The sequence below is a fragment of the Klebsiella sp. LY genome (assembly GCF_004010915.1).
Taxonomy (GTDB): domain Bacteria; phylum Pseudomonadota; class Gammaproteobacteria; order Enterobacterales; family Enterobacteriaceae; genus Klebsiella; species Klebsiella quasipneumoniae.
In genome coordinates this window covers 1472247-1492938 of sequence record NZ_CP022444.1, presented here as the reverse complement: position 1 = coordinate 1492938, position 20692 = coordinate 1472247, and the positions used below count along the sequence as shown (strand labels likewise).

At 61.4% G+C, this 20692-nt stretch carries 17 protein-coding genes; 11 read left to right on the top strand and 6 right to left on the bottom strand.

Features of this window, described 5'->3' with window-relative positions; all coding sequences use genetic code 11:
* Positions 1-487: 487 nt before the first annotated feature.
* Positions 488-1135 (top strand): L-fuculose-phosphate aldolase, encoded by a 648-nt coding sequence (fucA, locus tag CE636_RS10035; protein WP_002915470.1) that lies wholly within the window; start codon positions 488-490, stop codon positions 1133-1135.
* A gap of 27 nt (positions 1136-1162) precedes the next feature.
* The gene (gene fucO / locus CE636_RS10030; RefSeq protein ID WP_004205528.1) at positions 1163-2311 is read left to right on the top strand and encodes a lactaldehyde reductase; all 1149 of its coding nucleotides are present in this window, start codon (positions 1163-1165) and stop codon (positions 2309-2311) included.
* Positions 2312-2369: 58 nt separating this feature from the next.
* Here fucO and xni read toward each other — a convergent pair whose 3' ends face one another.
* Complete coding sequence (xni, locus tag CE636_RS10025) at positions 2370-3125, bottom strand: flap endonuclease Xni (RefSeq protein ID WP_017899196.1); 756 nt, start codon at positions 3123-3125, stop codon at positions 2370-2372.
* 96 nt (positions 3126-3221) lie between these two features.
* Complete coding sequence (locus tag CE636_RS10020; RefSeq protein WP_004205531.1) at positions 3222-5165, bottom strand: sigma-54-dependent Fis family transcriptional regulator; 1944 nt, start codon at positions 5163-5165, stop codon at positions 3222-3224.
* A 77-nt stretch (positions 5166-5242) separates the two neighbouring features.
* Here CE636_RS10020 and CE636_RS28665 point away from each other — a divergent pair, with 77 nt between their 5' ends.
* The 9 genes from CE636_RS28665 (at position 5243) to CE636_RS09975 (ending at position 14971) form a co-directional block, all read left to right on the top strand.
* Positions 5243-5359 (top strand): hypothetical protein, encoded by a 117-nt coding sequence (locus tag CE636_RS28665; RefSeq protein ID WP_032447001.1) that lies wholly within the window; start codon positions 5243-5245, stop codon positions 5357-5359.
* A gap of 77 nt (positions 5360-5436) precedes the next feature.
* Positions 5437-6609, top strand: a complete 1173-nt coding sequence (gene ssuD, locus CE636_RS10015; RefSeq protein WP_004205532.1) for an FMNH2-dependent alkanesulfonate monooxygenase — start codon at positions 5437-5439, stop codon at positions 6607-6609.
* A gap of 46 nt (positions 6610-6655) precedes the next feature.
* Positions 6656-8053 (top strand): FAD/NAD(P)-binding protein, encoded by a 1398-nt coding sequence (locus CE636_RS10010; RefSeq protein ID WP_017899195.1) that lies wholly within the window; start codon positions 6656-6658, stop codon positions 8051-8053.
* A gap of 73 nt (positions 8054-8126) precedes the next feature.
* Positions 8127-9533 carry an LLM class flavin-dependent oxidoreductase gene (locus CE636_RS10005; RefSeq protein ID WP_017899194.1) on the top strand — a complete coding sequence of 469 codons (1407 nt, stop codon included), beginning with the start codon at positions 8127-8129 and terminating at the stop codon, positions 9531-9533.
* Positions 9530-10552, top strand: a complete 1023-nt coding sequence (locus CE636_RS10000) for a methionine ABC transporter ATP-binding protein (protein ID WP_017899193.1) — start codon at positions 9530-9532, stop codon at positions 10550-10552. The genes CE636_RS10005 and CE636_RS10000 overlap by 4 nt, the downstream gene beginning before the upstream one ends.
* Positions 10549-11247, top strand: coding sequence for a methionine ABC transporter permease (locus CE636_RS09995; protein ID WP_017899192.1), 699 nt, complete (start codon positions 10549-10551; stop codon positions 11245-11247). The genes CE636_RS10000 and CE636_RS09995 overlap by 4 nt, the downstream gene beginning before the upstream one ends.
* Positions 11244-12122, top strand: coding sequence for a MetQ/NlpA family ABC transporter substrate-binding protein (locus tag CE636_RS09990; protein ID WP_004205538.1), 879 nt, complete (start codon positions 11244-11246; stop codon positions 12120-12122). The genes CE636_RS09995 and CE636_RS09990 overlap by 4 nt, the downstream gene beginning before the upstream one ends.
* A gap of 193 nt (positions 12123-12315) precedes the next feature.
* Entirely contained in the window at positions 12316-13737 is a 1422-nt protein-coding gene (locus CE636_RS09980; RefSeq protein ID WP_017899191.1) for an MFS transporter, read from the top strand.
* 10 nt (positions 13738-13747) lie between these two features.
* Positions 13748-14971: an acyl-CoA dehydrogenase family protein gene (locus CE636_RS09975; RefSeq protein ID WP_017899190.1), complete on the top strand. Its 1224-nt coding sequence runs from the start codon at positions 13748-13750 to the stop codon at positions 14969-14971.
* A gap of 45 nt (positions 14972-15016) precedes the next feature.
* Here CE636_RS09975 and CE636_RS09970 read toward each other — a convergent pair whose 3' ends face one another.
* From CE636_RS09970 to ppnN, 4 genes are all read right to left on the bottom strand, one after another.
* Positions 15017-15958 (bottom strand): aliphatic sulfonate ABC transporter substrate-binding protein, encoded by a 942-nt coding sequence (locus CE636_RS09970; protein WP_004205545.1) that lies wholly within the window; start codon positions 15956-15958, stop codon positions 15017-15019.
* Between the two features lie 131 nt (positions 15959-16089).
* Positions 16090-17457 (bottom strand): L-serine ammonia-lyase, encoded by a 1368-nt coding sequence (locus tag CE636_RS09965; RefSeq protein ID WP_017899189.1) that lies wholly within the window; start codon positions 17455-17457, stop codon positions 16090-16092.
* A 66-nt stretch (positions 17458-17523) separates the two neighbouring features.
* Positions 17524-18813 (bottom strand): HAAAP family serine/threonine permease, encoded by a 1290-nt coding sequence (locus CE636_RS09960; RefSeq protein WP_004205549.1) that lies wholly within the window; start codon positions 18811-18813, stop codon positions 17524-17526.
* A 500-nt stretch (positions 18814-19313) separates the two neighbouring features.
* Complete coding sequence (gene ppnN, locus CE636_RS09955; protein ID WP_004205551.1) at positions 19314-20681, bottom strand: nucleotide 5'-monophosphate nucleosidase PpnN; 1368 nt, start codon at positions 20679-20681, stop codon at positions 19314-19316.
* Between the last annotated feature and the right edge of the window lie 11 nt (positions 20682-20692).

The following is a 20692-nucleotide window of genomic DNA, read 5'->3' as shown; positions in this document are numbered from 1 at the left end:
GAGCTCAGGTGACGCGCCGGTGAGTGAAATGAAAGTCACGGCGGAACTCATGGCTTCATTTTCAAATAAAAACCGCCTGTTAATATGATGAGGGTCACACTTAACGCTCTGTGGACCATTTTATGTGATAATTGTCACTTTAATTTTTCAAAATGACTGACCGTTTGAGGAAATAAATTCACAAAACCACAACGCCAATGACCGATTGAATATATATCGTGGAAAACGGGCAAATGTTACAGAAAAATAAAATGCCCGCTTGAAGAAATATTTTTAAGAACGGGCATTTTCAACATCCGCTTAACCAGTTACATCCCTTTTTTTATGATGGAATAATTGACGTGGTTCACAAAATATAGCGATGGAAATTCCCCTGCGATTATTCAGGCTGAAGATGGAGATCATTATTCAACCTATCCCACGGTCGCCAACAATAATTATGTTGCCCTGCCGTTGACGGATGATGAGTCGCTAAAAGAGGAAAACAATGGAAAGAAACAGACTGGCCCGGCAGATTATCGATACCTGCCTGGAAATGACCCGCCTGGGGTTAAATCAGGGGACCGCCGGCAATGTCAGCGTACGCTATCAGGGGGGGATGCTGATCACGCCCACCGGCATCCCGTATGAAAAACTGACGGAAGACAAGATCGTCTTTATTGATGCCGACGGTCAGCATGAGCAGGGAAAACTGCCTTCCAGCGAATGGCGTTTCCATCAGGCGGCCTACCAGACGCGGCCCGATGCCCAGGCGGTAGTTCACAATCACGCAGTCCATTGTACGGCGGTGTCGATCCTCAACCGACCCATTCCGGCCATCCACTATATGATCGCCGCCGCCGGCGGGAATTCGATCCCCTGCGCGCCCTATGCCACCTTCGGCACCCGCGAACTGTCTGAGCATGTCGCGGTGGCGCTGAAGCACCGCAAAGCCACGCTGCTGCAGCATCATGGCCTGATCGCCTGCGAGGCCAGCCTGGAGAAAGCGCTCTGGCTGGCGCATGAAGTGGAAGTCCTGGCCCAGCTCTATCTCAGCACCCTGGCGATTACCGACCCGGTCCCCGTGCTGGATGACGAGGCGATCGCCATCGTGCTGGAGAAGTTTAAAACCTACGGATTACGCATTGAAGAGTGATGCCGCAACCCTAACAGGAGAGACGCGATGGCAAACCGAATGATCCTCAACGAAACGGCGTGGTTTGGCCGGGGGGCGATAAACGCATTAACCGATGAAGTGATGCGGCGCGGTTATCGCAAGGCATTGATCGTGACCGACAGGACCCTCGCGAAGTGCGGCGTGGCGGCAAAAGTCACTGACAAACTGGACGCCGCCGGGCTGGCATGGGACATGTTCAGCGACGTGATCCCGAACCCCACCATCGCCGTGGTTCAGCAGGGGTTGCAGGCCTTTCAGCGCAGCGGGGCGGATTACCTGATCGCCATCGGCGGCGGTTCGCCGCAGGATACCTGTAAGGCGATCGGTATTATTCAGCGTAACCCGGCGTTCGCCGATGTTCGCAGCCTGGAGGGGCTGTCGCCCACCCGTCAGCCCAGCGTGCCGATCTTCGCGGTGCCGACCACCGCGGGTACCGCGGCGGAGGTGACGATTAACTATGTCATCACCGATGAAGAACAGCGGCGCAAATTCGTCTGCGTCGACCCGCACGATATTCCGCAGGTGGCCTTTATCGATGCCGATATGATGGACGCCATGCCGCCGGCGCTGAAGGCGGCCACCGGCGTGGACGCCCTGACGCACGCTATCGAAGGGTACCTCACTCGCGGCGCCTGGGCGTTGACCGATGCGCTGCACCTCAAGGCCATCGAGATCATCGCCGGCGCGCTACGCGGCTCGGTTGCCGGCGACGCCGGAGCGGGGGAAGCTATGGCGCTCGGCCAGTATGTGGCGGGAATGGGATTTTCCAACGTCGGGCTTGGCCTGGTGCACGGCATGGCGCATCCGCTCGGCGCTTTTTACAACACGCCGCACGGCGTGGCGAATGCCATCCTGCTGCCGCACGTGATGCGCTTTAATGCTGAGGCGACCGGGGAAAAATATCGCGATATCGCCAGGGCGATGGGCGTCAAAGGGGAAGCGTTAAGCCTGAGCGCCGCGCGTCTGGCGGCGGTGGAGGCGGTGTGCCAGCTAAACCGCGATGTCGGTATTCCCGGCCATCTGCGCGAGGTGGACGTCAGGAAAGAGGATATTCCGGCGCTGGCCCAGGCGGCGCTGGCGGATGTGTGTACCGGCGGCAACCCGCGCGAGGCGAGCCTGGCCGATATCGTCGAGTTATATCAGGCGGCCTGGTGAGGGGCCGACCCGGGGGAAGCAGGCGGTGCCGCCGCGCCGGCACCACGCTCGGGTAGGGTCAGCGGGTCAGCCGCAGCTGCTGCAGATTGCCATCCAGCTGTAGGTCGGTCTGCAGGCGGGCCACTTCCCGGCAGGTGAAGGCCATCTCCTGATGCGCTGCCAGCTTTTTGCGCCACTTTTCCGGGACCTCTGCCAGGCGGGCATACAGCCCCTCCAGGTCCTGAAACTCGTTCAGCAGCTGGGCGGCGCTTTTCGGGCCAATGCCCGCCACGCCCGGCACCTTCGAGCTGCTGATCCCCGCCAGCCCCCAGTAATCCGCCAGCTGCTCCGGGGTGACGCCGAACTCACTGGCGATGAAGGGGGCGTCCAGCCAGCGCTTCTGAAAGTAGTCGCGGATGCGGATGGTGGGCGACAGCAGCTGGCAGTAGCCTTTGTCGGTGGAGACAATGGTGGCCTGATGGCCCGCCTGGGCCACCTTCACCGCCAGGGTGGCGGCGAGATCGTCCGCTTCGCTGCCCGGCGAGGCCCAGCAGCGGATCCCCCGCTGTTCGAAGGCGGCCCGCAGCGCCGGCATCTCGGCGACCAGCGTATCCGGCATCGGCGCGCGGCCGGCTTTGTACTCCGGCAGGCGCTGGTGGCGCCAGCCGTGGGCGCGATCCTCATCATCAAACACCGCCACCGCGTGGGTGGGCTGACTGTGGACAATCAGCTGCTCCAGCGCATGCAGGCAGGTATCGACGCAGGGCGAACCCTGCACCGCGTTGATGCGGCGGATCAGATTTAACGCGTCGACGATTAACAGATGAACAGCCACAGATACCCCCTTATTCTCAGCGTCTTTAGGGTAACACCGCCATCGGATCGAGGCTATCTGCGCCTGAACAATCAGGAAGATAACGCGCAATTTTCGCTAACCGACCGCCATCAGCGAGCTGGCGACGCCGGGCGCGGGCTCGCCGTACCACACCGCTTCCCGCACCGGAACCGGTTTGGTGATAAGCCCGAGGGCGTAAAAGCGATCGGCGATGGTCTGCTGGGCGCGGATCACCGACAGATCCATCGGCCTTGGGCGATGGCTACGGCGGGCGAGGGCGATGCGCAGCGACCGGGCGTCAATCCCCAGCTCTGCTGAGAGTAAGCGGGCCGCTTCGCCACGATGCGAGTCGATAAACTGCCCGGTGTGGGTCAGCTCCGTCAGCAGGCGGCGCATGATATCGCCGTGCTGAGCGAGATAGTCCCGTCGCGAGAGATAAAACTGATGGTTGTTAACCCGTCCTTCGCCGCTGGCGACCACCCGCAGCTCGCCGGTGTGTTCGGCGTCGCTGAGCAGCGGATCCCACATCATCCAGGCGTCCACCGCCAGATAGTCGCTGGCGGTCAGCGGGTATTTCGGCGGGGTATAGACCACCCGCACGTCGTTCAGCCCCAGCCCGGCGTCCTCGAGGATCTGCAGCAGCAGCCAGTGGACATTCGACCCTTTATTGAGGGCGATGCGTTTTCCGCGCAGATCGCTGAGCTGGCGAATGTCGCTCTCCTGCGGGACGACCATCGCCACGCTGCGCGGCGCCGGCGGCTCCCACGCCACGTACATTAGTTCGCTGTTGCTGGCCTGGGCGAACACCGGCGGCGCTTCTCCGGTGGTGCCAAAGTCGATCTCGTTGCAGGCGAGGGCGTGAAGGAGCTGCGGTCCGGCGGGAAACTCGCTCCACAGCACGTTGACGCCGAGGCTGGCGAAGGCGGTCTCCAGACTCTGGCGGGCTTTCAGGATCCCGAGGCTGCCGAAGCGCTGGTAGCCAATGCGCAGCTCGCGATCGGCCCCGGTCGCGCTGGCGAATGCCCGCGGCGGCGCAGGCGGACGGCGGCGGCTTTTGATCAGCCCGAGGTTAGCGAGCTGGGTGCGTAAGGTATGCCGACTGATCCCTAACAGCGCGGCCGCCTGGCTCTGATTATCGTCGCAATGCGCCATGGCGTGGCGGATCAGCGCGCTGGTCACCCGCTGCCACAGCGGCTCGCCGGGAAGCGCCAGCTGGTGGCGAATAAAGTCGTCCAGTTCATGATCGCTCGCCGGCGACGGGGCGTCGTTGAGCGTCGCCAGGCGCAGCTGGGCGGGGCTAATCTCCTCTTCTTTACTGAGCAGCACCGCGTTGTGCAGGGTGTTTTCCAGCTCACGAATATTACCCGGCCACGCATAGTCCATCAGCCGGGCCAGCGACTCCGGCGCCAGACGCAGGGTTGGCCGGCCGAGGCGGCGGGCATAGAGCGATAAAAAGTGGTGAGCCAGCTGCGGGATATCCTGCCGACGCTGGCGCAGCGGCGGCAGCGGCACCACCGCGATATTCAGCCGATAGTAGAGATCTTCGCGAAAGCGGCGCTCGCGGATTGCCTGGGCCAGGTCGACGTGAGTGGCGGCAATCACCCGGACATTCACTTTAATCGCTTTGCGCGAGCCGACGCGGGTAATTTCGCGCTCCTGCAGCACCCGTAACAGCTTGACCTGCAGGGGCAGGCTTAATTCGCCGATCTCGTCCAGCAGCAGCGTCCCCCCTTCCGCGGCTTCAAACCAGCCGGGCTGTCCCTGCTGCGCGCCGGTGAAGGCGCCTTTCTCATGGCCGAACAGTTCGGCTTCGGCAAGGCTCTCGGTTAGCGCGCCGCAGTTAACGGCCAGAAACGGCTGCTGGCGGCGGGGACTGTGGTGATGGAGATAGCGCGCCACCACCTCCTTGCCGGTGCCGGTTTCGCCCACGATCAGCACGGTAGCCTCCGTCGGCGCGAGCTTGTCCAGCAGGCTCTGGAAAGCCTTCGATGCCGGGTCGATCAGCGCAGGAGCGGTGGAAGGGGATTCTGGGTTCAGCATAGCGGGCCTCCGGTCGTTGACCTCCTGAACTTATCCTGCGGCGGCGGCGGAAACCAGAGGGGGAAGGCCAGCGGCTGTTGCAAATGCGCCAGCGGATGCGCGGCGGCTGCGGGATTTGCAACAGCACGACGCGCGTGGGATGTTTTCAATTCCTTGATTTTAAAAGATTAATTTTTCATTCACCATTGGCATGATTATCGCTAACACTCATATAACTAAATTAAAACATCTCTTCGATAAATATCGGATATGGTTATATAGGAAATAGATAATGACGCAGCAAGTTCCCGACAAGATCAATGTCTTCTGGTTCTTACCTACCCATGGCGATGGCCGCTATCTGGGCACCACCGAGGGTGGACGTCCGGTCGATTTACCTTATCTGCAGCAGGTGGCGCTGGCGGCCGACAGCCTGGGTTATTACGGCGTGCTGATCCCCACCGGTAAAAGCTGTGAAGATTCGTGGCTGGTGGCCTCGGCGCTGGCGCCGTTGACCCGCCGTCTGCGCTATCTGGTGGCGGTCAGACCGGGTCTGCAGCCGCCCACTCTGGCGGCGCGGATGGCGGCCACCCTCGACCGTTTATCGGAAGGACGGCTGCTGATCAATGTCGTCACCGGTGGCGACCCGGTGGAAAACAAAGGCGATGGCATCTTTCTCAGTCACAGCGAACGCTACCAGGTGACTCGCGAATTTCTCGACGTTTACTCCCGCCTGCTGCGCGGGGAGAAAGTGGACTATCACGGGGAGCATATTCATGTCGAGGGGGCGGAAGTGCTGTTTCCGCCGGTTCAGGAGAATGGCCCGCCGCTGTACTTCGGCGGCTCTTCTGAGGCGGCTATCGATGTGGCGGCCGAACAGATCGACAGTTATCTAACGTGGGGCGAACCGCCGGAACTGGTGGCGGAGAAGCTGGCGGTGGTGCGCGAGCGCGCCGCGGCCCGCGGACGCACCCTGCAATATGGCATCCGTCTGCACGTCATCGTGCGCGAAACGGAAGAGGAGGCGTGGGCCGCCGCCGACCGGCTGATCGCCCATCTTGACGACGACACCATCGCTCAGGCGCAAAAGATCTTCGCCCGCATGGACTCGGCTGGCCAGGCGCGGATGAGCGCCCTGCATCAGGGATCGCGCGACAATCTGCGTATTGCCCCTAATCTGTGGGCCGGCGTCGGGCTGGTGCGCGGCGGCGCGGGTACCGCGCTGGTGGGTAACCCTCAGCAGGTGGCGGAGCGCATCCGCGAATATCAGGCGCTCGGCATCAGCAATTTTATCTTTTCCGGCTACCCGCATCTGGAAGAGGCACACCGCTTCGCTGAGCTGGTGATGCCTCTGCTGCCGCTGGAAAACGCGGCCTCGTCGAAGGCGCGCAGCGTGAACACCGGTCCGTTTGGCGAAACCATCGGCGGCGATAAGCGCCCGGTGCGCCAGGCCAGCGCCAGCTGATGGCCAGGAGCGCGACCATGAGACAGCATACCGGAGGAGGGCAGCGATGAGTGCAGAACCGCATATCGTGATTATCGGCGGTGGCTTCAGCGGCGCGGCGGTGGCGATTGAGCTGCTGCGCCTGGCGCCGAACGGGGTGCGCGTGACGCTGCTGGAGCCGCGTCAGACTCCCGGCGCCGGGGTGGCCTACTCCACCGCGGAGCCGACGCACCGGATTAACGTCCCGGCCGCCCGTATGCAACTGACCGGTGATGAAGAGGGCGCCTTCGATCGCTGGTACCGCCGTCAGCCTGCCTTTGCCGCCGATGCGCAGGCGCTGCGCCCGGACGGTTCCGTCTACCCTCAGCGCGGCCAGTTTGGTCGCTATGTGGCACAGCGTTTTTCCGACGCCGCGGCCGCCAGCGGCGGACGGCTGCGCCACCTGCGCGATCGGGCGTTCGCTTTTGATCAGGGGACGGTTAGCACTGAGGGCGGACTGCAGCTTAAGGCCGACCTGCTGGTGCTGGCGATCAGCCATCCACCGCCTTCGCTGCCGGCGCAGGCCGAAGCCTGGCGTCACCATCCGGCGCTGATTGCCAACCCGTGGCAGCCTGGCGCGCTCGACGCCATCGCCCCGCACGCCCGGGTGGCGGTGATGGGCACCGGATTAACCATGGCCGATACGGTCGCGACGCTGGACCGGTTGGGCCACCGCGGCAGTATCATCGCCTTTTCGCGCCACGGCCTGCTGTCGCGCGGTAACCTCAGCGGCGCGGGGGCAGCATGGCCCGGCGACTATCAGCAGGGCAACTTGCGCCAGCGCCTGCGCCAGATCCGCCTCGATGTGGCGTATGCGGCGCAGCAGGGCCTGAGCTGGCAGGTGGTGCTGGATGCGGTCCGCCAGCAGGGGCAGCGGATCTGGCAGGCGCTCAGCGTCGCCGATCGCCAGCGTTTTCTGCGCCATCTGCGCCATTACTGGGATGTCCACCGCTACCGCGTGGCGCCGCAGGTCGCCGAGGTGCTGGAGGCGCGCCAGCGCACGGGCAGTCTGCAGGTGCAGGCGGCCAGGCTACTGTCGATGAGCGCTGAAGGCGAGACGCTGCGTCTGACGCTGGCGCGGCGCGGCGGCGGCGTGCAAACCCTGAGCGTCGATCATCTGATCCTGACGACCGGACCCGCGCACCGTGCCCTAACCGACAGCCAGCCATTTTTACAGGACCTCGCCCGCTGCGGCCTGATTCGCGCCGATGCCTTCGGCATGGGCCTGGAGGTGGACAGCCGTTCCCGGGCAGTGGCTGATCCGCAGGTTGAGGCGCTGCCGGTGCTGGTGGCCGGTCCGGCCGCCCGCGGGCGTTTTGGCGAACTGATGGGCCTGCCGCAGGTAGCCGACCATGCCGCTGAGGTGGCGGCGCAAGCGTTACTCACGCTCGGGATCCCGCAGGACTCCCGATGTCCAGCGTACTGAATACCTCCCTTTACCTTCCCTGATTCATTTTGCCGCGTGCGCCCCGGCGACGGGCCGCGCTATGGAGATTGCTATGTCATCACAACGTGAAATTCGTCTTAACGCTTTCGATATGAACTGCGTCGGCCATCAGTCGCCGGGCCTGTGGGCGCATCCCCGGGATCGCTCCTGGCAGTATAAAGATCTGGAGTACTGGGTGAATCTGGCGCGACTGCTGGAGCGCGGCAAGTTCGACGGGCTGTTTATCGCCGACGTGCTTGGCGTCTACGACGTGCTGAACGGCAGCGGCGACGCGGCGATCCGCCAGGCGACGCAGGTGCCGGTCAACGATCCGCTGGCCCTGATCACTCCGATGGCGCTGGTGACGGAGCATCTGGGCTTCGGTCTGACCGCCTCGCTGTCGTTTGAGCATCCTTACCCCTTCGCCCGTCGTCTGTCGACGCTCGACCATCTGACCAAAGGGCGGGTGGGCTGGAACATCGTCACCTCCTATCTGGAGAGCGGGGCGCGCAATATCGGCCAGCAAACTCAGACCGACCACGACACCCGCTATGACTATGCCGATGAGTATTTGCAGGTGATCTACAAACTGCTGGAGGGAAGCTGGGAGGACGGGGCGGTGCTGCGCGACAGAGAGCGCAAGATCTTCAGCGATCCGCGGAAAATCCATCCCATTAACCATCAGGGACAGTTCTTTTCCGTGCCGGGGATCCACCTCTGCGAGCCATCCCCGCAGCGCACACCGGTACTGTATCAGGCGGGAGCGTCCAGCCGCGGCAAACAGTTCGCCGCCGGCCATGCCGAATGCGTCTTCGTCGCTGCGCCGTCGAAAGTGCTGCTGAAGAAGACGGTGGCGGATATTCGCCGCCGGGCGGCTGAGGCCGGGCGCGATCCGCACAGCATTCTGATCTTCAATCTGCAGACGGTAATTGTTGGCGACACCGACCGCGAGGCGCAGGCGAAATGGCAGGAATATAAGCAGTACGTCAGTTATGAAGGCGCGCTGGCGCTGCTCTCCGGCTGGACGGGGATTGATTTCGGCCAGTATCAGCCGGATCAGGTGCTGAAGTATCTGCACACCAACGCCATTCAGTCGGCGGTGGAGGCCTTCTCCACTGCGGACCCGAACCGGCAGTGGACGGTGCAGGCCCTGGCCGACTGGGCCGGTATCGGCGGCTTCGGCCCGCTGGTGGTCGGCAGCGCGCAAACCGTGGCGGACGAACTGCAGTCCTGGGTCGAAGAGACGGATGTCGATGGCTTTAACCTTGCCTATGCCGTCACCCACGAAACCTTCCGCGACGTCGTTGAGCTGCTGGTGCCAGAGCTGCAAAAGCGCGGCGTCTTTAAGCAAGAATACCGTGAGGGGACCCTGCGCGAAAAACTGTTCGGCGCCGGTCCGCGTCTGGCCGCGCCTCACCCGGGCGCCAGCTACCGACGCGATGCGCGCACGGCGGCATCGGTAGAGGAGAAGGTGACATGATCGCTATCGATGATCTGCATAAAAGCTACCGCACGGTGGATGGCCGGCTCAGCGCGGTGCTGAAAGGGCTATCGCTGCAGGTGCCTGAGCGCTCCATCACCGCGGTGGTGGGGCCGAGCGGCGCCGGTAAATCAACTCTCGCGCGCTGCATCAGCCTGCTGGAGCGCCCGGACAGCGGCAGCATTCGTATCAATGGCCTGGATCTGTCGGTGCTGTCCGGCGAGGCGCTGCGCCGGGAGAGGCGGGCGATTGGCACCGTTTTCCAGTCTTCGGCGCTGCTGAGCCGCAGGACCGCCTGGGAGAATGTCGCCCTGCCGCTGGCGTGGCTTGGCGTGGTGGAGCGCGATATCAAGGCGCGGGTCGGTGAGCTGCTGGAGAGCGTCGGCCTGAGCCACAAAGCGGATGCCTGGCCGGCCCAGCTCTCCGGCGGCCAGCGCCAGCGGATCGCCATTGCCCGCGCGCTGGCGCTGCGCCCGTCCGTTCTGCTGGCGGATGAAGCCACCTCCGGCCTCGATCCTCAGGCCACGGCCTCGGTGCTGACTCTGCTCAAGCGGCTGCGTGATGAGTACCAGTTGGCGATCGTCCTGATCACCCATGAAATGGACGCCGTGCGCTCGGCGGCGGATGCGGTGGCGGAGATCCGCGACGGGACGATCGTCCAGTACGGGCGGCTCGAAGATCTGCTGGCGCGTCCCGATTCCCTGCTCGGCCAGCAGCTGTTGCCGCTGACGCCGGCGGCAGCGGCCCACAGCGATTTGCTGCTGCGTCTGAGCTACCGCTGGGATGTGCCGGTGGCCACCGACTGGATCAGCCGCCTGAGCCAGCAGTGGGCGCTGCAGATCGATCTCCTTGGCGGCCACGTCGAGGTGATTAACGGTCGACTGGCCGGTCGTCTGCAGGTTGGAGTGCGCTTTCAGGGCGAACGCCTGTCGCCCGCGCGGCTGCAGGGCCTGCTGGCGCAGCTCGGCATGACGGCGGAGATCCTCGACAGCGCGCCGTTGCTCAGGGAGGCGGTATGAAACCGACAGTGATCAGCCAGGACACCCCCTGGAGCGAAATCCCTTCGCTGCTGCTTCCCGCCTATGGCGAAACCTGGCTAATGGTGGCCATTGTGATGCTGTTTGTCGTCACGCTGGGAGGGCTGGTGGGGGTGGTGCTATTTAACGCCTCGCCGCGGGGATTATTTCCGCACGCACTGCTGTACCGGCTGCTGAACTGGGTGGTCAACATGGGACGTTCGCTGCCGTTTCTGGTGCTGATGGCCGCTATTATCCCGTTCACTTACTGGCTGACCGGCACCACGATTGGCATCCCCGCCGCGGTGGTGCCCATGATCGCCGCCGGCGTCCCGTTCTTTGGCCGTCTGGTGGAGAACGCGCTGCGCGAGCTGCCGGCGGAGGTCACCGCGGTGGGCGTCGTCTGCGGTGGATCGCGCTGGCAAATCATTGCCAGCGCGCAGCTCAGTGAAGCATTGCCGGCGCTGGTGGCGGCGGTGACGCTAAACCTGGTCTCGATGATCGAGTATTCGGCCATCGCCGGGACCATCGGCGCCGGGGGCATCGGCTACCTGGCCGTGGTGTACGGCTATCAGCGCTTCGACAACCATATCATGATCGCGACGATCGTGGCCCTGATCGCCACGATCCAGGTGATTCAATTTTTGGGTGACCGCCTGGTCAACCGTTTACGCCACACGCAGGGGAACCTTGTATGACAACAGAGCAATTTGAGTTACGTAAAGCGCGGCGCTGGCCCTGGCTGGCGGCGCTGGCGGTGATTATCCTGCTCGCCATCGCTTTCTGGTGGTGGCGGGGACATACCCAAAGCCAGCAGGTGGTCTTCGGCAGCACGTTAAAAATTCACTACGAGCCGGCGATGGCCGGCGAGCAGCGGATTATTGAGTATATTAATCAGCATATTGCGCCCGATTACGGCCTGAAGCTGGAGGCGGTGGGGGTGCAGGATCCGGTTCAGGCTGACCGCGCGGTAGCGGAAGGACAGTATGCCGGGACGATCTATCAGCATCAGTGGTGGCTTAAACAGGTGGTGGACGCCAACGGCTTTGCGCTGTCGACTACGGTGCCGGTGTTCCAGTGGGCGTTCGGCATCTATTCCGACCGCTACTCGTCGGTACAGGCGTTGCCCAACGGCGCGACCATCGTGGTGCCTGACGACGGCGCCAATCAGGGACAGGCTCTGTGGCTGCTGCAGCGCATTGGTTTGATCTCGCTTGACCCGGCGGTAGAGCCGCGCACGGCGAAGCTGAAAAATATTGTCGACAACCCGCATCAGTTTGTCTTTAAAGAGCTGGATCTGCTGACCATGCCGCGGGCGTTAAATTCGGTGGATGCCGCCATCGGCTATGTCTCGCAATTTGACGCCGGGAAAGTGCCGCGTGAGAAAGGCATTTTATTCCCGCCGGCGCCGCGCACCTTTGCTTCGCAATTAGTGATTGGTACGCCGTATTTATCGCAGGAAAATATCGTCAAATTAAAACAGGCCTTTTCTGACCCACGGATCCAGACGTGGTTAAAAACCACCAACGATCCGCTGGTAAAAGACGTATTAGTTCCGGTATCGGCGGAATAAGCGTCCTGCACGACGTCTCTTTTCGTTGTTATTTACTTCCTTTTAGGATGCGCGAAAGCGCGTCCTTTTTGTGCTGGTGATTTTAATTAACTTATTGATTATATTGATTTTTATAGTATGAATTGTTGTTTTGATTCTCGCCGCTCGAGGTTTATAACCGCTGATGACCTGCACAAAATAATAAGGTGAAAAAATGAGTACATTACCAGTGGATAATCCCGGTATCGCTTCGGTACCGGTCAGTAGCGTCGGGGATGTGGCGCGGCTAATTAATTCCGGCAGGGAACAGGCGAAATATGCGCGGATGATTGTCTTCCTCGCGCTGGGCGGCGTTTTTCTCGACGCGTATGACTTAACCACGCTCTCTTACGGTATTGATGACGTCGTGCGTGAATTTCAGCTCTCGCCGCTGCTGACCGGCCTGGTGACCTCCTCCATTATGGTCGGGACCATTGTCGGCAATATTATTGGCGGCTGGCTGACCGATAAATATGGTCGCTATTCGGTGTTTATGGCCGATATGTTCTTTTTCGTTATTTCGGCTATCGCCGCCGGGCTGGCGCCAAACGTCTGGGTGTTGATTGGCGCTCGCTTCCTGATGGGCATCGGCGTCGGCATCGACCTGCCGGTGGCGATGTCCTATCTGGCCGAGTTTTCCCGCTTTGCCGGCAAAGGCAACAAAGCGGCTCGCCTCGCGGCGTGGTGCCCGATGTGGTACGCCGCCTCAACCGTCTGCTTTCTTATTATCTTCGGTCTCTATTTCCTGTTGCCGCAGGAGCATCTTGACTGGCTGTGGCGCGCCTCCCTGCTGTTCGGCGCCGTGCCGGCGCTGCTGATTATCGCCGTCCGCAGCCGGTTCATGAACGAATCCCCGCTGTGGGCGGCAAACCAGGGCGATCTGACCTCTGCGGTGCGCATCTTACGCGACTCCTGGGGGATCCATGCCCATGAGGTCCCGACGGCGAAGCCGGCGCCGGCGCCGAAAGTGAGCTTTCGCGTGCTGTTCGAAAAACCCTACCGTGAGCGGACTATCGTCGCCGGGGTGATGAATATCTGTATCTCCTTCGAGTACACGGCGATTGCCTTTTTCCTGCCGTCAATTCTTGCCCAGTTTCTCGGGGCTGGCGTCTTCGAAACTATTTCGGCATCACTGGGGCTGAACGCCCTGTTTGCCTTTACCGGCGGGCTGCTTGGTATGCATCTGGCGTGGAAATATCCTTCGCGTCATGTGGCGATAGCCGGCTTTGCCCTGCAGTTTGTGGCGCTGATTGTGCTGGCGCTGGTGGGGCAACCGCACGCGACGGCAGGCATCGTACTGGCCATCGCGATGCTGGGACTGTGGCTGTTCGCCGAAGGATTTGGCCCGGGGGCGCAGCTGATGATCTACCCGGCGCTCTCCTATCCCACCGCCATTCGCGCCACCGGGGTCGGTTTCAGCCGGGCGCTTTCCGGGATCGGCAGCGCGCTGGCGCTGTTTATTCTGCCGCTGCTGCAGGCCTCGCTCGGCACGCAGATGTTCTGGGTGGTCTCGCTTGCCGCCATTATTCCCATTTTCTTCCTGCTGGCGGTCCGTCATGAACCGACACGAGAAGATATTGACGCAATTCATGAATAAGGAACCGACTATGACCTTGCTCTCCACTGGCACCGATTATGACGCGCTGGCGGCCGCCTTCCGCCCGATATTCACCCGCATCGCCCAGGGCGCCGCGGAGCGCGAACAGCAGCGCGTTCTGCCCGAGGAGCCGATCCGCTGGCTGAAAGAAGCGGGCTTCGGCACGCTGCGTATCCCGCGCGAGAAGGGCGGCTGGGGCGCTTCGCTGCCGCAGCTCAGCGCGCTGCTGATTGAGCTGGCGCAAGCGGATTCTAACCTGCCGCAGGCCCTGCGCGCGCACTTTGCTTTTGTGGAAGATCAGCTGAATCAGCCGGATTCCGCCGGGCGCGACCGCTGGTTTCGTCGCTTCCTTGACGGCGAGCTGGTGGGCAGCGGCTGGACGGAGATCGGCGCGGTTAAGCTGGGGGAGGTGAACACTCGGGTGACGCCGGCAGAGGGCGGCTGGCGACTCGACGGCGAGAAGTTCTACAGCACCGGCGCGCTGTACGCCGACTGGATCGATGTGTTTGCCCGGCGCAGCGATACCGGTGGCGATGTGATTGCCCTGGTCAGCACCCAACAGCCCGGCGTGGCGCGGGAAGATGACTGGGATGGCTTTGGCCAGCGGCTGACCGGCAGCGGGACCACCCGCTTCACCGACGCCCGGGTGGAAACCGACCACGTCTACGACTTTGCCCAGCGCTTTCGCTATCAGACCGCCTTCTATCAGCATGTGCTGCTGGCGACCCTCGCGGGCATCGGCCTGGCGGTTGAGCGGGATGCCGCGCAGGGCGTCAAACACCGGTCCCGGATGTACAGCCACGGCAACGCCGCCGTACCGCGCGATGATGCCCAGGTTCTGCAGGTCGTTGGGCAGATTAGCAGCTGGGCATGGGCGACCCGGACCGCGGTCCTGCAGGCCGCGGAATCGCTGCAGCAGGCCTATGTGGCGCACGTCAGCGACGACGAAGCGCTGATCGCCCGGCGCAACCAGCTGGCGGAAGTGGAAGCGGCGCAGGCGCAGGTGATCGCCAGCGACTGGATCCCGCGGGCGGCGACGGAGCTGTTCAATGCCCTCGGGGCGTCGGATACGCGTACCCGTCTGGCGCTGGACCGTCACTGGCGCAATGCGCGGACGGTCGCCTCGCATAATCCGGTGATTTACAAGGCGCGCAATATCGGAAACTGGCTGGTGAACGGTGAGGCGCCGACCTTCATCTGGCAGATTGGCAATGGTGAGAAAACGGCGGGATAAGTCCGTCGGCGACGGGGGGCGCAATGCCTCCCGCCGCCGGGAAAACTAAGGTTTATCCAGCGACCAGGTGGCGCTGCGTACGTCGACTTTCACCGGCAGCAGGCCGATGCGCGTAAAGGTATCCGCCAGCGCCTGCTGTTCGTTATACACCGCCGGCGTCATGCGTTCAGCGCCGTAGGGCAGGCGGGCCAGGGTCTTCAGCCAGATGGCTTTATCCAGCCCGGTTGAGGTCGACAGGAGGCCGGCGGCCTCGTCCTGATGGCTGTTCGCCCACACACTGAGTTTACCCAGCTCATCCACCACCTGTTTTGCCGTCTCCGGGTAGGTATCCGCAAACTTACGGCTGGCGAGATAGAAGGTGTAGTGCGGCACCAGCCCCTCGGCGTTGCTTATTTGTCGGGCTTTCGCGTTGGTTTCCACTTCCGCGAGGAACGGATCCCAGATCACCCACGCATCAATCGCCCCGCGCTGGAAAGCGGCGCGGGCGTCCGCCGGCGGCAGATAGACCGGGGTGATGTCTTTATAGCTGAGGCCCGCTTTTTCCAGCGCGGCGACCAGCAGGTAGTTGACGTCGGACCCCTTGTTCAGCCCCACGCGCTTGCCCTTCAGATCGGCTACGCTGCGGATCGTCGACTGCTCCGGGACCACAATCGCTTCCGTTTTTGGGTTAGCGGGGGAGTGGGCAAGGTAGACCAGATCGGCTTGTGCCGCCTGGGCAAAGGCCGGCGGCGCATCGCCGGTGGCGGCCAGATCGATACTGCCGACGTTGAGCCCCTCCAGCATTTGCGGACCGGCGGGGAATTCGACCCAGCGGACGGCAATGCCCTGTTTTTTCAGGCTCTCATCCAGGGTGCCGCGATATTTCAGCAGTGCGAAGATGTTCGCCTTTTGATAGCCGATGTTGACGGTCTCCGGCGCTTTGGCCAGCGCGGAGGCGGAAAGGGCGGCGAGGACCAGCAGCCAGGCGGGGCGGAATCGGTTGGACATTGTCTGTTCTCCTTAGCGTTTTGCGTAAGGTAACAAACAGCGCTTATAACCATTAAATAACTAAATTTTAATTGATATAACAAAAGGTGGGTGAGAGGGCCCGCCGCGGCGACGCGTGGCGGGCCAGCAGGTTAATCGCAGGCGACAATCTTCATCGCCAGACCACCGCGGGAGGTTTCCCGGTACTTGGCGTTCATGTCTTTGCCGGTTTCGTACATGGTCTCAATGACTTTATCGAGGCAGACGCGCGGCTCGCTGGTCCGGCGCAGCGCCATTCGCGCGGCGTTGACCGCTTTCACGGCGGCGATAGCGTTGCGTTCGATGCAAGGCACCTGCACCTGGCCGGCGACCGGGTCGCAGGTCAGACCGAGGTTATGCTCCATGGCGATCTCTGCCGCGATGCACACCTGGCCCGGGCTACCGCCCAGCAGTTCCGCCAGACCGGCCGCCGCCATTGAGCAGGCGACGCCCACTTCACCCTGGCAACCCACTTCGGCGCCGGAGATCGAGGCGTTCATCTTATACAGCGAACCAATCGCGCTGGCCACCAGCATATAGCGGGCCAGGGAGTTGCTGTTCACCTTGCGGATAAACTTGTCGTAATAGGCCAGCACTGCCGGCACGATACCGCAGGCGCCGTTGGTCGGCGCGGTTACCACCCGGCCGCCGGCGGCGTTCTCTTCGTTCACCGCGAGAGCGAACATATTGATCCAGTCGACCACCGCCATCGGGTCGCTGTTGGTGGTGTCCTGGCTCACCAGCATGCGGCGCAGCGCGGCGGCCCGGCGCGGAACGCGCAGTTTGCCCGGCAGGACGCCTTCGGTGGTAATGCCGCGCTCAATCCCGGCGCTCATCACTTCCCACACCGCGGCGAAGTGTTGCTCCAGTGCCTCTTTACTGTGTAGCGCCAGTTCGTTCTGCATCATCAGGCCGGAGAGCGACAGCCCGGTTTCGCGGCAGTGACGCTGCAGGTCGGCGGCGTTTTTATAGGGGTAAGGGACGGCCACCGGCGCGTCAGTGGTCTGGCCGAAGTGCGCTTCATCGACGATAAAGCCGCCGCCGATGGAGTAGTACGTCTGGCTGTAGAGCACCTGGTCGCCGGCCAGGGCGGTGATGCGCATGCCGTTCTCATGCAGCGAAAGGTTGTCGGCATGGAAATTCATGCACTGATCGACCGGGAAGTCCACTTCGTGCTGGCCGTTGGCCAGCATCAGGCGACCGTGGGTGTTAACGTCCTGAATAAATCCCGGAATGGCGTCAATGTCGACGGTGTCCGGCAGGTTGCCGGCGAGCCCCATGATAATCGCGATATCGGTATGGTGGCCTTTACCGGTCAGGGAGAGGGAGCCGTAGACGTCGACGACGACTTTGCTCACCTCGGCCAGCAGGCCGCGCGCGATCAGGTCGTCAGTAAATTGTTTGCCCGCTTTCATCGGTCCAACGGTATGGGAGCTGGAAGGGCCAATGCCGATTTTAAAGATATCGAATACGCTGATCATATGTATTCCCGTGCTGTCGGAAAGCGCGCCGCCGTTCAGCGGCGCGGGGGGGAGGTGTTGACTGAATTAGCTGAACAGCGAGTAGAAGATCGCGGAGATGGCAATCAGACCCATAATCACCACGAAGACGTTGCTAACGTGGCCGCTGTATTTACGCATCGCCGGCACTTTCTGAATCGCGTACATCGGCATCAGGAACAGGATCATCGCGATAATCGGGCCGCCGAGGGTCTCGATCATGCCGAGGATGCTCGGGTTCAGCGTCGCTACAATCCAGGTAGTAACCAGCATGAACAGCGCGGTCAGCTTGTTCAGTTTGTTGATTTCGATCGATTTGCCTTTACCGCGCAGGGACTTAATCACCATGCCATTAAAGCCTTCGCGGGCGCCCAGGTAGTGGCCGAGGAAGGATTTGGTGATGGCGATCATCGCGATGATCGGCGCCATCCAGGCAATGATTGGCGCGTTAAAGTGGTTCGCCAGGTAAGACAGAATCGAGATGTTCTGCTCTTTCGCCGCTGCCAGGTCTGCCGGAGAGAGGCTCAGAACGCAGCTGAAGACGAAGAACATCACGGTCAGCACCATCATGATGTGGGCGCGAGCCAGGATGCTGGAGCATTTTTTCTCGGCGCCTTCGCCGTACTCTTCACGCTTGGCAACCGCGAAGGAGGAGATGATCGGCGAGTGGTTGAAAGAGAAGACCATTACCGGGATCGCCAGCCACAGGGTCATCAGCAGGCCGTTGCCGGTGACGGAGGCGCCGCTCAGGGAGAGGGTCTCCAGCGCCGCGCCGTTCCACTGCGGGATCAGGTACAGCGCCAACACCATCAGGGCGATAACGAACGGGAACACCAGCACGCTCATCGCTTTTACAATCATCTGCTCACCGAAACGCACGATAGTCATCATGCCGACGATCAGGATCAGCGACAGAATAGCGCGCGGCGGCGGCGTCATGTGCAGCTGGTGCGCCATGAAGCTTTCGACGGTATTGGTGATCGCCACGCTGTAGACCAACAGGATTGGATAGATAGCGAAGAAGTAGAGCAGGGTAATCAGCTTACCTGCGCCTACGCCGAAGTGTTCTTCAACCACTTCAGTAATGTCTTCGCCCGGGTTTTTGCCGGAGAGCACGAAGCGGGTCATACCGCGGTGGGCGAAGAAGGTCATCGGGAAGGCCAGAATCGCCATGATAATCAGGGGGATCATGCCGCCGACGCCGGCGTTGATCGGCAGGAACAAGACGCCCGCGCCGATCGCTGTACCGTACAGGCCCAGCATCCACATGGTGTCGGTTTTACGCCATCCGCTGCGGGTTTCGCCCGAAACGATGGTGCTGGTTTGAGTGGTTTCCATCTGTATCTCCTGGAGGAATCAACAAAATCTAATGAACAAATACAATTGCGTAACACGAAATTCGTTTAATTACGGTTTTTTTAGAAATTTTCTCCGTAATAATTGGGCCGGAAAGATACATTTATATGGTTTATGCATCAGTGATCGCGATCTCAAATGCAATAATCCACTTTCAATGTGCGTATTTTTAGTCCAACAGCCTGTTTCTGGTGATCAGCCAGCGATTTGTGGCGCGCAGGCTACCATTTGCAGCATATGAGATAAAAGCGGGGCGGCGTAATAACGAGGGATTTACTGTAAAAAAGAGAAGTGGTCGACGTTTTTGCGCTTAAAACCATTTTTTGCAGTGATAATTGTCGCAGTTTTTACTAACGCAAACGATTGGCTATGTAAAAACAATTCAGGTGTTTGATTAGTCACAGAAAGGTTTTTGGCGCGTTTTGGAAGTCAGAGAAAGCGTGCCCGCCGGGGCAACAGGCGCTGCCCCGGCGGGACGGAAATCAGGCGATGATTTCGTAGCAGGGAATATAGGCGGTACCGCCAGGAAGCTTCATGCGGTGCTGGGCGACGAAGCCCTGCAGCAGATCGTCCATGCGGCGCATCATCTCCGGGTCGCCGTGCAGCTTGTATGGACCGTACTGCTCGATGGCCTGGATGCCCACCTCTTTGACGTTACCTGCGACAATGCCGGAGAAGGCGCGGCGCAGGTCGGCGGCCAGCACTTCCACCGGCTGGTCCGGGGAGAGTTTGAGGTTGGCCATGTTTTCATGGGTCGGATCAAACGGCATCTGCAGGTCCGGCGAGATACGAATTGACCAGTTGAAGCTGTAGGCGTCGTCGGTCTCGCGACGGCTCTCTTTCACCAGCGGCATCGCTTTTTTCATCTGCCGCGCCACTTCCGCCGGGTCGTCGATGATGATCCGGTAGTGGCGACGGGCGGATTCGCCCAGGGTATGGGTGATAAATTCGTCCAGCACGCGGAAGTAGTCAGCGCTCTCTTTCGGTCCGGTGAGGATCAGCGGCAGCACCTGCGCTTTGTTATCCGGATGCATCAGAATACCCAGCAGGTAGAGCAGTTCTTCGGCGGTGCCGACGCCGCCCGGGAAGATGATGATCCCGTGGGCGATGCGCACGAAGGCCTCCAGACGCTTTTCGATGTCCGGCATGATGATCAGTTCATTGACCAGCGGGTTTGGCGGTTCTGCGGCGATAATGGACGGTTCGGTCATGCCGATAAAGCGGCTGTCTTTGTAGCGCTGCTGCGCGTGGCCGACGGCGGCGCCTTTCATCGGCGCTTCCATCGCGCCAGGCCCGCAGCCGGTGCAGATATTCAGTTCCCGCAGTCCCAGCTGCGTACCGACGCGGCGGGCGTAGAGATATTCGTTTTCGTTGATCGAGTGGCCGCCCCAGCAGACGATCATGTTCGGCGCTTCGCCGACGTGTAGCGCGCGGGCGTTGCGCAGGATCGAGAACACCAGGTTGGTGATATGGACCGAACTTTCGAGATCGAGGTTCGGGAAGCGAACGGTATTGTGGATCTGGCCGTACACGAAGAGGATGTCGCGCAGTACGGCGAACAGGTTGGCCTGCAGGGAACGAATAATGCGCCCGTCAACGAAGGCGTCTTCCGGCGGGTTGATCAGTTCCAGCTTCACGCCGCGTTCGCGACGCAGCACGTTAATATCGAAATTTTCAAAACGGGACAGGAGCTCCTTGCTGTTATCGGTCAGGCTCCCCGAGTTGAGCACAGCAAGCGAGCAGTTGCGAAACAGTTGATACAGGTCGCTGCTGGCGGTGCGCTTAAGCATATCCACTTCCAGCTGCGACAGCATATCCATTGAACCAAGCGGGCTAACATGTGTAATCAAGTGAACTCCTT

Coding starts and splice junctions, on each gene's coding strand:
- fucA (WP_002915470.1), top strand. CDS start 488: ATGGAAAGAAACAGACTGGCCCGGCAGATTATCGATACCTGCCTGGAA.
- fucO (WP_004205528.1), top strand. CDS start 1,163: ATGGCAAACCGAATGATCCTCAACGAAACGGCGTGGTTTGGCCGGGGG.
- CE636_RS10020 (WP_004205531.1), bottom strand. CDS start 5,165: ATGCTGAACCCAGAATCCCCTTCCACCGCTCCTGCGCTGATCGACCCG.
- ssuD (WP_004205532.1), top strand. CDS start 5,437: ATGACGCAGCAAGTTCCCGACAAGATCAATGTCTTCTGGTTCTTACCT.
- CE636_RS10010 (WP_017899195.1), top strand. CDS start 6,656: ATGAGTGCAGAACCGCATATCGTGATTATCGGCGGTGGCTTCAGCGGC.
- CE636_RS10005 (WP_017899194.1), top strand. CDS start 8,127: ATGTCATCACAACGTGAAATTCGTCTTAACGCTTTCGATATGAACTGC.
- CE636_RS10000 (WP_017899193.1), top strand. CDS start 9,530: ATGATCGCTATCGATGATCTGCATAAAAGCTACCGCACGGTGGATGGC.
- CE636_RS09995 (WP_017899192.1), top strand. CDS start 10,549: ATGAAACCGACAGTGATCAGCCAGGACACCCCCTGGAGCGAAATCCCT.
- CE636_RS09990 (WP_004205538.1), top strand. CDS start 11,244: ATGACAACAGAGCAATTTGAGTTACGTAAAGCGCGGCGCTGGCCCTGG.
- CE636_RS09980 (WP_017899191.1), top strand. CDS start 12,316: ATGAGTACATTACCAGTGGATAATCCCGGTATCGCTTCGGTACCGGTC.
- CE636_RS09975 (WP_017899190.1), top strand. CDS start 13,748: ATGACCTTGCTCTCCACTGGCACCGATTATGACGCGCTGGCGGCCGCC.
- CE636_RS09970 (WP_004205545.1), bottom strand. CDS start 15,958: ATGTCCAACCGATTCCGCCCCGCCTGGCTGCTGGTCCTCGCCGCCCTT.
- CE636_RS09965 (WP_017899189.1), bottom strand. CDS start 17,457: ATGATCAGCGTATTCGATATCTTTAAAATCGGCATTGGCCCTTCCAGC.
- CE636_RS09960 (WP_004205549.1), bottom strand. CDS start 18,813: ATGGAAACCACTCAAACCAGCACCATCGTTTCGGGCGAAACCCGCAGC.